A 12126-nucleotide genomic window follows, 5' to 3' on the forward strand; every position below is an offset into this window, starting at 1 on the left:
CCTGAATAACATAATGTAAGGAAGAACTATGCTGCAATTCCAACCCAATCACCCTATCGTAAAAGTGGAAGGTAAACTTTACGATAGGGTGATTTTTTTGCATGGGTAACTTTTGGATATTTTAACGGACTCGACATTATTCTTGGGAATTTGACATTTGGAACGTGTTAATTTTATAGGGTGCCTATTTCTGTACAAATTTAAATCATTCTAGCGAATAGACTCGAGAAAGGAGTCAAATCATGAAATTAAAAAAAATCCACAAAAATGAACAGGACGAGCCTTGGCCCTCTAGCAAACCAATACTATGCATCGGGGGGGCCAATCTGGATCGTAAAATCATGATTAAAGGTACATTTCAGCTTCATACCTCCAATCCAAGCAGTACAAGGCTGCAATCTTGCGGTGGGGTAGCACGAAATGTAGCCGAAAATTTAGGGAGGTTGAGCCAACGGGTCAGCCTGCTAACTGCGGTTGGGGACGATGCGGAAGGTGAATTTATTATTGAACAGTCCAGCCGTTACATGCACGTGGTTCCTCTGCAAGTCAAAGGTGAACCGTCAACTGGGGTTTATACTGCCTTGCTGAATGAGCGTGGTGAACTGATTGTAGCGACAGCAGAAATGGAGATTTATGATCAGATTCGTCCTTCAGTAATTTATGAAAATACTCCTTTAATCGCCTCGTCCCGACTCGTTCTGCTGGACACTAATTTCTCTATGAACGTAATTGCAGCCACCATACATGTCTGCCATGAACATCGGGTTCCGATTGTCGTTTCTTCGGTATCGGCCTCCAAGATGAGAAAGCTTCCCCGGAATTTGCATGGGGTGGAATGGCTGGTATGTAAACCGGTGGAGGCTGAAGCTTATTTGGGGCTAGAACTTACAGATGATCAGCATATGTTGGATGCCACCCGGATTTTTCACAAACTTGGGGTTCAAAATGTCATTTTTATCTGCGGTGCTGATCGAGTTTTGTACGCCTCTCAGGATGGAACTCATGGACAAATTCCTATGCATCCCGTTCAAGAGGTCATTGATGTCACAGGCGCAGATGATGCTTTTATTGCCGGGATGATTTATGGAATCATCCAAGGTTATCCTATGGAGCAAGTGTGCCAATTTGGAATTAGCTGTGTCGACTTGACCCTGCAAACGGATCGGACGGTTTCAGAGACCCTTTCTATGAATAAACTCCATTCTAGGTTTCAGGAGCTATATGGCACACATTCGCAAAATTTTGTGTTTTTCAAGGGTGTGTATTTTAAAAAGGAAGATACATAAGTAATAATTGGTAAAAGGAGCATGTTGTCTGATGGACAGCGTGAAATACGTAATTCTTTTTCTGCCACAGTGCCTCCTTTATTTGCTTTTAAAGGGAGGTTCTTTGGTAGTGTCCGCTTTGTTCTTGGTTTTCGCAGGTGTATCCGTTCTAAAGTCTGGCCACTCATTATGCAATAGGATAACCAACGGAATTTAATTATCTTGAAAATTAAATATCGTTCATGTCCCTGGCTGATCTCAGATAGACGATTATCTCCTTGACTAGAAATTACATTTCGTGTAAAGTGGTGAAAATTGTAATATATAGGAATAGTGTAGACCAAGGATCAAAGGTTCAATACCCGCTGTACAGAGAAGAAACTCATGGGCTGAAAGGTTTCTCGCCGCGAATGAACGTTTCCCTGCCTTGCGAGCTGTAGCGGTTTGTAAGATAAACCGTCACCGGCTAGACGCCGTTATCTGATGAAGGACCGTTCCGTGTATGGATACGGTCAAATTAAGGGTGGTACCACGACACATTCGTCCCTGACGGATGTGTCTTTTTGCGTACATTTTATCGTCCATACAAGGAGGTAGCTACACATGCGCCAAAGCCAATTATTACTGACAACCTTGCGTGAAGCACCCGCAGAGGCCGAAGTGATCAGTCATCAGCTTATGCTGCGGGGAGGATTTATCCGCCAACTGGCAGCTGGAATGTACACCTACATGCCATTGGGCAGACGGGTGCTCAGAAAAGTAGAGCAAATCATACGAGATGAAATGGATCGCGCCGGAGCTGGGGAGTTGCTGATGCCTGTATTGCAGCCAATGGAGCTATGGCAAGAATCAGGGAGATACGATGTTTACGGTCCTGAGCTGATGCGTCTGCAAGATCGACATGATCGAGAGTTTGCATTGGGGCCTACACATGAAGAGGTTATTACGTCTTTAATACGAAATGAAGTGAATTCTTATCGCAAATTGCCTGTAACCCTGTATCAAATTCAAACCAAATTTCGGGATGAACGACGTCCTCGATTTGGCCTGCTTCGCAGCAGAGAATTCTTGATGAAGGATGCCTATTCGTTTGATGCACATTGGGAAGGACTAGATCATACCTATTGGACTATGTTCCAGGCATATCAGCGCATTTTCACCCGCTGCGGTTTGTATTTTCGTGCAGTAGAAGCAGATGCGGGTGCCATTGGTGGCGAAGGTGAAACCCATGAATTTATGGCTCTAGCTGATATTGGAGAGGACACCATTGTAGCATGCACCTGCTGTGAATATGCAGCTAATCTTGAAAAAGCCGTGGCGCGGTCGACGGAGAAAATAGAAATAGCTCCAGTCTCAGATGAAAATGAACATGTCAGCCATCCTTCTTTTGATACAGCTAAAATGGAAAAATTCCATACTCCAGGCCTACGTACAATAGATCAACTGGTTGAATCGCTTCACATAGAACCTGAAGAAATCATCAAAACACTGATTTATATGGCTGACGATCAACCTGTTGCTGTAGTTGTCAGGGGTGATCATGAGGTTAACGAAGTGAAAGTTAAACATATTTTAGGTAGTGAAAAATTCGAAATAGCAAGTGCAGACACCGTGTCAAAGGCGACTGGAACCCCCTCGGGGTTCATAGGCCCATGCGGATTGACGATCCCTGTGTGGGTAGATTACGCCGTTGTCCAAATGTCCAGCGGTATCGCAGGCGCGAATGAGCTGGATTATCATTATCGACATGTGAATCCAAGGCACGATATAGATCTTCGGCATGTGGCTGACTTGCGGAATGTCATAGAAGGGGATAGATGTCCTCGATGTGACGAAGGGGAATTAAAACTTTATCGTGGGATTGAGATCGGACACGTATTTAAACTGGGCACCAAATATAGTGAGAAGCTGGGTGCGACTTTTCTGGATACATCTGGAACGGAGCAAACGATGATTATGGGCTGCTATGGCATTGGCGTTTCCCGAATCCTTTCTGCCATTGTAGAGCAAAATCATGATCAGAACGGAATGATATGGCCTCATGCGCTGGCCCCGTTTCAAGTTCATATCATTCCGATTTCTGTGAAAGACAGGCTTCAGATGCAATTAGCCGAGAAATTATACAACCAACTGCAGGATCACGGTGTGGAGGTGCTGCTGGACGATCGGGAGGAACGGCCCGGGGTTAAATTCAAAGACTCTGATTTAGTAGGTATTCCCGTGCGCATTGTCGTTGGTAAAGATGCCGAACACGGGAAAGTAGAGTTAGTGGAACGAAAAAGCTGCAACAAAGAGACGATTCATATCGAAGATGTAGAGAGACGAATATTGGAACTACGCTAAGCATCTGTATCCCGTAGAATATGGCCTTCTCCAAGTGTAATCTCATGAAAGTCCGCCATCTGACGTGCCTGAAACCGGATTGGCTTGTCCCGACCTACCATAATGATATTTTGAATGTCGGCAGCGCCGTCCGAGGGGAGCGAGAAAGTTGTGACATAGGCGAATTCTTCACGCAACGTTGTGTGAATGGCATTGATCAGGTGGTCGTGTTCACTTTTGCCCATTAAATTCATGATCAGGGAGCCTTCGGAATCCAGCTTTTCTTTGGCCATCTTGAAAAATTCCCAGGATACTAAATGCAATGGTGTACCCTGCTCTGTGAAGGCGTCCAGAATAATATAGTCATAAGCATCAGGCGCTTCCTTCTCCAGAATGCGTCGTCCATCGCCAATAGTTACATTATCCTGATCGTATCCAAAGAATGTTCGGCTGAACTCTACGACTTGTGCATCCAGCTCGGCAATCTTAAAGCGTTTATCTGTAAAATGACCCGCTATTGTACCTATACCGTGCCCAATAACAAATACATCTTCAAATGTCGGATCGTTCAGTTCCATGAGATGGATGATTGCTCTCGGATATTCGAACAGAATGCGTTGCGGATGATTCAAGTCCAGCGCGCCTTGGATGGCTGTATTTGAAAACTGCATCACCCGAAATAATCCTTTTTCACCGTACAGCTCGGTGGTTTCGTATACTGTGATTTCATGATTATGGCTCAACTTTTTGTACAAGACATCCAATTAAATGATCTCCTTCAAGTCAGACTTCCTCCTCATCTTAGACATGGATAGGGGGATTGTCCATAGATGAGGAGAATTGAAAGTTCACATTTTCAAGCATACCTAATTAGGTAGAATTGTTTATTTTTCCATAACGGAGTTGTTTGAACTTGTTCGTATGTCCTTTAGGAGATATAATATACAAGGATATAATGAAGTTCGTTGTGTATATTCATACAGGAAGAGAGCGGGATATTATGGGACGTAAGTGGAATAACATTAAAGAAAAGAAGGCATCCAAGGATGCTAATACGAGTCGTATATATGCTAAATTTGGCGTGGAAATTTATGTGGCAGCCAAACAGGGCGAACCTGATCCTGAATCCAATCGGGTATTAAGAGTCGTTTTAGAACGTGCAAAAACGTACAATGTACCCAAAGCAATCATTGACCGTGCCATTGAAAAAGCAAAAGGTGCTGGCGATGAAAACTACGTAGAGCTTCGTTATGAAGGTTTCGGACCGAACGGTTCCATGGTCATTGTAGATGCACTGACCAATAACGTTAATCGTACAGCATCGGATGTGCGTTCTGCTTTTACTAAAAATGGCGGTAGCCTGGGTGTGAGCGGATCTGTAGCCTACATGTTTGATTCAACAGCAGTTATTGGTCTGGTGGGTAAAACCGCAGATGAAGTGCTGGAGCTGTTGATGGAGGCAGATGTAGAGGTGCGAGACATCATTGAAGAAGATGAAGCCGTCATCGTATATGCAGAGCCTGATCAATTCCATGCTGTGCAGGAAGCTTTCAAACAAGCAGGAGTGACTGAGTTTACCGTTGCGGAGCTCACCATGCTTGCTCAAAATGATATTTCTCTTCCAGAAGATGCACAAGTTCAATTCGATAAATTGATTGATGCATTAGAGGATTTGGAAGATGTTCAGCAGGTTTACCATAATGTAGACTCTGACGAATAGTCAGATTGCATCATTTACATCTGAGCGTTTGTATAAAATAAACATTCCTAAACCATCGTATTTCGGTACGATGGTTTTTTTGTGAATCAACATCTACATAAGATCGCTTTAACTTTTTTGACTGATCGGTCTGTAAAAATTATAATCATAGGCAGGAAGGTGAAAATGAGGTTTGGAAAGAGCTAAAGAATTCGATACTGAAAGTTAAGGATGCAATAGCGATAATTTTTAATGAATCTGTCAGGATTTTGACGGATAAGAGGCTGTCCAAGGAATGCTTTATTATGAACAGTGCTATTGAACAGGTGCCGCATCATCATGAGATCAAAGCTTTTATTTCTGAAAATACTGAAAAGCTTGAACTTGCTTTTTACGACGCCCTAGTCTGCGCCCAAAAAGAGGGGGAGATTCATGCTACGGAATCTGAGCTATTGTCAATCGCCAGATTTCTAAATCATGCCCGACTATCGTTGACATTTACTGCTAAGACAGGCGAAAGCACTGAGGTGCTTAGAGATATCGTGCGTACGACACTATCAATTTTGGATTGATCTTTATGAACGCTTAAGGCGTCTCAAACAGATCCTGATGGCCTGGTTGCGACGCCCTTGTCAGTTGGAGACAGACACTTACATAATGCTTGATGTTACCTTCCAGTTATTGAAATCATAGGTCCGTCTCTCTCTATCATGAACCAAATCGAGTTTATTTCCATTATAATCCTGATGCATCCACGGATCATCCAGCAGAGGCCAATTAGCATAATTGACTTCTGCACCCTGAATTTTACGTGAGGTGGCATATACGATTTCCATCTCTTTACCTGTTAATCCTTTGTAATAGACCCGAGGATTCGTATCGTTAACACCGCTGAAATCCACTACGGTTTTCGTCAGTACAGCCTCAGCAAAGCAGTCAAGCTCTCTAATACAAGTACCTCCTGCATAGTCCATAAGAGGTGCTGTTTCAACGATGACTGCATTTTTTGCCCCGTCACTCCGCAACGATCTCTGATAACCTCCATATTTCCACGATTCCGTGTCATAAGGCCAAACGTAAGGTTGTGCCGTCCTGACAGCCATCAGCATTTTACCTGTGTGAAAGAATACCCAGCCGTTCCTGTTGAATGGGTCCTGTTCGATCGTTGCTTTAATTCCGTTGTATGAAACTGGGCCGTCGATCCATGTATTTGAATTTGTGATATTGTATACTGCAATGAATGCACCATCGTCCTGAAGTACTTCCTCCATATTCGTTCCGCCAATCCAATATTCCGAGTTGGACGGATTCAAGTTAATCGGCTCACTGAAGTGTTGCTTCATGAAAAACGTATTTGGTTCGTCACTGTATGTATCCCCCACCCATTTGATGCCCCAACGATGAAGCTGATTTTGTGCGAGCCGACTGTCCTTTTGACTGAATACGGCATAATTCGGGGTGATGTAGCTTGTCTTATACGGTTTGTTACTGTTTCTAGACATCCGTTCCTTATGTGTGTAAGTTGTAGAACGGGCTGTTGCTATACGCTTGAAAATGTCTGGTAACTCGTAGTCCGCAACCGCAAATGGAATCGTGGTAAATTTCAGATTGGTTTCATTGCCGAGATATATCGGCTTACGACTGTCTCCAAACAACATCCACAGCAGTACTACACTCTCATCAAGTGTATATCCCGGCTCTTGCTGCGCATTATATGTTCTGGCCTGACTGGTCACCCAGTACCCATGCAGCCACTCTCCTACAATACTGGAAAAATACCACTCCAACGTCAGTTTGGCCATATTCCGCAATGTCGCATCTTTCAAGTGTTCGGTAATGAACAATAGCGGTCCCACATGATGGATAAAATATGTCGGAGAGTCGTATTCAAAGTACCCCTGTTTTGTAATTGTGGGAAGTTCGGATAGCAGATAGCTTCTGGCGATGGTAGCATAATTCACCGGATATTCTGGCCATTCTTCCGCTCCGACAACCCCGACCGCTGCGTACATGAGCCGTTGATTTTCTGTATTTCCCGACAGAGCCGTCCCATCGGCATTCAAAATATTAAAACTGAGCATTTTTGCTTTTACTTTATTCTTTAACTCAGATGTGTAATACTCTTTAAACTTCATATAAGCTTCCATTACGTTAATTCCCCAGAACATGTCTTTGTTCCGATCCAAATGAATGTTGACGTAGGCAAGTCCAGTGCTGATATCTCCTTTTGAAAATTGGGCCATAGCCGCATAACCACCGACCTTTCGCCCCTGATCGTACTCATTGTAAGGATAGCCCAATGCTGCTACATCATCGATTACAATCTGTTTGCGCTCCTGTAGTGAGCTTGTTAAAATCTCATTTTTAAACATAATTACAGCCACATCCCTAATCATAGAATAATAACGCGAAAATAGTATGAATAATTGTTAGAAGAGATTGTTTTTGTAATTATAAGGCATTTGTCTATTAATTTCAGTAATTTACTATATTATATTATGAAAATATTGCATTAGATGGCGAAGCGTATCCATCCACATGTAGTGTTGATGGATGTTCAACTGCCAGAAGGGGAGGGATTGAGTCTGCCCCAGTTATAATGCTACAAAAGATATAGGCTACTGGCTAAAGTGGGATGCCTATATCTTTGCATACAAATCCAATCCTTAAGGCCGGAACTATCCGCTAAAAAATTACCTAAAGCAGTAAGAAATGCGCATGAGATTATGTTTTTTTAATGAGAGCACGGACAAGACACACGTTCAGCGGATTCTTCAGAGCCCATCCTTTGGGTAAAAAGAATACCCGGGATACTTAACGACAGGCCATTTTACCTTTCGTAAATTAGAGATCACATCAGTACCTACATGTAAATTACTCTGAATCAGTTCTGTAGGCGTAAGGGCCATCCATTGATTCAAGGAAACATCCGCAAAACGGTCACTCTTAAACATTTCAAGAAACCATAATGAGCTAGAGCCAGTATTTTGAATGTAATGACCATAAGCAAAGGGCACATATCCGACATCTCCGGCTCTAAAATCAAATGTGCGGGCAGCGCCATTACCACCAAAGACAGTCATCCGTCCTTGCCCTGTAAGATAGTATTGCCATTCGTCATTATTGGGATGCCAGTGCATTTCTCGCATGGCTCCGGGCTCAATCTCAACAAGGGCGGCTGCGATGGTTTTGGAAATCGGAAAATTAGAGGAGTCGACGATTCGTACGCTTCCGCCCGGTGTTTTGATTGGGGGCTGGGCTAGTAATTCATGCTTGAAGGATTGGGGCAACGTCCCGTAAGGAGAGGGAACCGCTTGGCTTTGAATTGAACCAGGAATTGAATCCTGATAGATGTATACTTGTTCTTGAGGAATTGCTGCAAAATCAGCTTCTGATACACCAAAATTTGAAGAAAGCACGTCTTTGGGAGTATGTGCGAACCAATCCGAGATGGATAGGGTGTTCAGATCGGAAAAGCTGCCATCATCAAAAACCAGCAAAAATTCACAGCCATCCTCAAGCCCCTGTATAGAGTGGGGAATGCCAGGAGGAAAGTACCAGAGATCCCCGGGACCCACATCAGCAATAAAATTACGTCCATTTTGGTCAACTGCCGTAATACGAGCACTTCCCAACAGCATATAAGACCATTCCGCCTGCTGATGCCAGTGAAGCTCACGTACACCTCCCGGCGTCAAACTCATATTCACCCCGGCAAGGGTTGTGGCAATAGGTAATTCTCTTACCGTTACTTCTCTTGACCACCCACCATGATTAAGCTGCATATGGGCGTCAGAAAAAGAAAATCTCATATTCGGAATGAGACCATTGTCCGTTACGGGGGGAACCAGCATATCGGGATTTTGTAGATCCCTCATCACATCACGTGGGCCCTTGTCGATGCCCCCAGCACCATCGCTTCTGATGGGTTGGGGGATTCTTACATTTTTCGGGCAATCATTATGCATCATTAGATCTTCCTCTCCAAGTTGAAGCTTGATGAAGCAAGGGATTAGAGAAAATCTGCATAAAGATTTTATGATCATGTGGTGAGTTTTATGCTGTATGCGTCAGATCTGCAAACTGTGCTTGAATGATTTGAGCTAAATCGTGTGGACTCAACTCCAGTTGGGTCCCAATTTTCCCACCGCTCACAACGATGGCTTCCAGTTCCAATGCAGGCTGGTCGATAAAAGTGGGGTAGAGCTTTTTCATTCCTATGGGGGAACAGCCACCGCGAATATATCCCGTATACTTTTGCAAATCCTTAACTGGAAGCATTTCAATTTTTTTCTCTCCCGCGGATTTGGCTGCTTTTTTGAGATCAAGCTCTTTATGTACAGGGATTACAAAAACAAACAGATTTTGTTTGCTGTGTGCAATCAAAGTTTTGAAAACCATTTCTGGGGCTCTCTCTATTTTCTCAGCCACATTCATCCCGTCTATTTTTCCGTCTTGATGATCATAACTCAAAATATTGTATTGTATGTGTTGCCCATCCAATATGCGCATGGCGTTTGTTTTGCTGGAACTCATCTTATTTCTTCCTTTCTTTAGAGTTTTTCCAATTGATCGACATAATCCTTTGCATCCTTAAGGGAAAGATCCTTAGCGGTTCTCAACTCTTTTATGGCTTGAATCTTTTTTCCTTCCCTAATTAGCAGGAGCAACTTTTCATTGATATCTTCTGAAGCTCCTGCATCTAGAACATGTGTAGGAGTGGCAGCAATAGTACCTGACAGCGATGTTCCTTGTATTCCTGAACGATTTTCAAGACGCTCCACGTCGGATTTCAGGTCATTAAGACGCGATTGAAGGCTATAGACCTTAATAAAAAGTATGACGGAGAGGAGCAACGCGATTATTGCTATATACTCAATAGCTGACAACAGAATCCCTCCTAATTCACTTAGTTTCATCGCAAAGATGCGCACTAAAAATTTGTTTCTTATTTATAGTATAGCATGATGATAGAGGAGAAGAGGAAGACGCGTACAAATTGACTTTTTGCAGGCAGAGCGGTATATTACAACTTATTATAAACCTTTTAATAAATACTGGAAAAGGAGTGTATTCAAATACAACCAGTCTCCAATAATACCATTCGGGTTAAACAAATTAATGTAGAGTTAGTTAAAAACACACTGAAATCCAAGGAATATGCAACCAAGTCATCCATAGCCAGTATCACAGGTCTTAGTGTGGCAACCTGCGGAAATATTCTGAATGAGCTTCTTCAAACCGGGGAAGTATTAGAGACGGAATTGGAAGAATCGAACGGCGGACGTCCGGCTAGACGGTACAAATATAACGCTGATTATTCATATATTATCTGTTTAAATGTGAAAACGGAAGGCGGTATACATTCTCTTACTTATGCTGTTGCTAATTTGCTTGGTGATATCATCATCGAGAATACTTCCATAGTGCCCCATATTGATTATGAGGTCATAGAAACCCAAATTGGAGAGCTGATTAATAACTATGGAAACGTCAAAGCCATTGGGATTGGCATACCTGGGGTTGTTCATCAAGGGATTATCGATGTTTGCGATCTCGACCTGCTCATAGGAGTCCCTGTAGGTCCACGGCTTCAAGATAAATACGGATTAGAAGTTACCATTGAAAATGATATGCATTTGACAGTCTACGGATTTTATAACATGCAGAATTATGATGAGGATAAAACCTTTGCTATTGTTTCGTTTCCCAAAGACAATTTCCCCGGAGCGGGTTTTATTGTCGACGGACATTTGTTAAAAGGAAATACCAAGTTTGCGGGGGAGGTGTCCTTCTTACCCTTTGATTTAACAAGAGAGGAACAGCTTAAACAGTTAAATAGCACAGAGGGATTTGTTCCTCTGGCGATCCAAACGATTACTTCCATTATTGCAATTATAGACCCTGTATCTATCGCTTTGACTGGAGAGTTATCCAAGCCGACTCTGTTGGATGATATTTATAACGGCTGTCTAAAAGATGTACCCAAAGAACATATGCCCGAGATTTTTGTGAAAAACGATACGCATGATGAATATATGTATGGGTTGATTTCGGTGACCCTTGAAAGTCTGACGTACAATTTGCAATTGGTGGAGAAAAGGAAATAGGACATCGTTCAATAAAGCATGAGAGGATGAGATCAATGACTCAAAAATCAATTGCATGGACTACAGGAACATGGACTAATCACCCTGTATCATCCATAGAAGAAGACCAGTTTCTTAAAGTTGAAACCAGAGAAGGAAGCGACTACTGGGAAAAAACTTTGTATGGATTTGAACGCAGTAGCGGACATTCCCTGCTTACAGACTGGGAAGAAGGCTCAGCCATCGAAGTCACGTTTCAATTAGGCTCATTTACGGAGCTCTATGATCAGGCCGGTATAATGCTGTATCAAGGACAGCAAAAGTGGATTAAAGCTGGGATTGAATTAAATGACGGAATTCCTCAATTAGCTGTCGTAGTTACAGATGGCTATTCCGATTGGTCATTAGCTCCTGTACCTGAATGGGTAGGGAAAAATGTCACGATTCGTGCTTCACAGCTACAGGATGCAGTTATCATTAGAGCACGAACCGAAAATCAAAGATGGCGCACCGTACGTGTAGCACGTTTTCCTTATGAAACGGGACAACAGGCGGGTCCTTTTGCCTGTGCGCCGACTCGAGCCGGCTTTCAGGTTATCTTTACACGCTGGGTAAGCACTGAACCAGATAGAGATATTCATGTAGATCCGCCATTTGAAGAATAGCCATTTTACTCAACAATAGAAGAGTTATAAATAGGGGAGTACTTATTGGAGATAATACAGTTATAAGCTCTAGAAGTTTTTAAAAT

The 12126-nt window shown here is 42.9% G+C and carries 11 protein-coding genes; 6 read left to right on the forward strand and 5 right to left on the reverse strand.

Going from position 1 to position 12126, the window contains the following annotated elements; translation table 11 throughout:
• The first annotated feature begins 242 nt into the window (after positions 1–242).
• A complete protein-coding gene (locus WA407_RS23030) occupies positions 243–1286 on the forward strand; it encodes a carbohydrate kinase family protein (RefSeq protein ID WP_336078466.1) in 1044 nt (347 codons plus the stop codon).
• A gap of 582 nt (positions 1287–1868) precedes the next feature.
• The gene (locus WA407_RS23035; protein ID WP_254351674.1) at positions 1869–3608 is read left to right on the forward strand and encodes a proline--tRNA ligase; all 1740 of its coding nucleotides are present in this window, start codon (positions 1869–1871) and stop codon (positions 3606–3608) included.
• Here the strand turns inward: WA407_RS23035 and WA407_RS23040 are convergent.
• Entirely contained in the window at positions 3605–4351 is a 747-nt protein-coding gene (locus tag WA407_RS23040) for a spermidine synthase (protein WP_336078467.1), read from the reverse strand. The genes WA407_RS23035 and WA407_RS23040 overlap by 4 nt on opposite strands.
• A 236-nt stretch (positions 4352–4587) precedes the next feature.
• On the opposite strand from WA407_RS23040, the gene WA407_RS23045 reads away from it, so the two are divergent.
• On the forward strand, positions 4588–5307 hold the full coding sequence (locus WA407_RS23045) for a YebC/PmpR family DNA-binding transcriptional regulator (RefSeq protein ID WP_250245220.1): 720 nt from the start codon (positions 4588–4590) through the stop codon (positions 5305–5307).
• A gap of 284 nt (positions 5308–5591) precedes the next feature.
• A complete protein-coding gene (locus tag WA407_RS23050) occupies positions 5592–5858 on the forward strand; it encodes a hypothetical protein (RefSeq protein WP_254330175.1) in 267 nt (88 codons plus the stop codon).
• A 78-nt stretch (positions 5859–5936) separates the two neighbouring features.
• On the opposite strand, the gene WA407_RS23055 is transcribed toward WA407_RS23050, so the two are convergent.
• The 4 genes from WA407_RS23055 to WA407_RS23070 all read right to left on the reverse strand — a co-directional run bounded on the left by WA407_RS23055 (position 5937) and on the right by WA407_RS23070 (position 10205).
• A complete protein-coding gene (locus WA407_RS23055; protein WP_336078468.1) occupies positions 5937–7658 on the reverse strand; it encodes a hypothetical protein in 1722 nt (573 codons plus the stop codon).
• Positions 7659–8060: 402 nt separating this feature from the next.
• Positions 8061–9254, reverse strand: coding sequence for an oxalate decarboxylase family bicupin (locus WA407_RS23060; RefSeq protein WP_336078513.1), 1194 nt, complete (start codon positions 9252–9254; stop codon positions 8061–8063).
• A gap of 88 nt (positions 9255–9342) precedes the next feature.
• Complete coding sequence (gene ybaK / locus WA407_RS23065) at positions 9343–9822, reverse strand: Cys-tRNA(Pro) deacylase (protein WP_336078469.1); 480 nt, start codon at positions 9820–9822, stop codon at positions 9343–9345.
• A 17-nt stretch (positions 9823–9839) separates the two neighbouring features.
• A complete protein-coding gene (locus WA407_RS23070; protein WP_442952050.1) occupies positions 9840–10205 on the reverse strand; it encodes a ribosomal protein L7/L12 in 366 nt (121 codons plus the stop codon).
• A 282-nt stretch (positions 10206–10487) separates the two neighbouring features.
• Here WA407_RS23070 and WA407_RS23075 point away from each other — a divergent pair, with 282 nt between their 5' ends.
• Both WA407_RS23075 and WA407_RS23080 read left to right on the forward strand, forming a co-directional pair.
• Positions 10488–11396, forward strand: a complete 909-nt coding sequence (locus tag WA407_RS23075) for an ROK family protein (RefSeq protein WP_081330751.1) — start codon at positions 10488–10490, stop codon at positions 11394–11396.
• A 35-nt stretch (positions 11397–11431) separates the two neighbouring features.
• On the forward strand, positions 11432–12040 hold the full coding sequence (locus WA407_RS23080) for a DUF1349 domain-containing protein (RefSeq protein ID WP_235306296.1): 609 nt from the start codon (positions 11432–11434) through the stop codon (positions 12038–12040).
• Positions 12041–12126 lie beyond the last annotated feature (86 nt).

Origin of the sequence: Paenibacillus sp. 203 (genome assembly GCF_037027525.1) — a bacterium.
Lineage (GTDB): Bacteria > Bacillota > Bacilli > Paenibacillales > Paenibacillaceae > Paenibacillus > Paenibacillus polymyxa_B.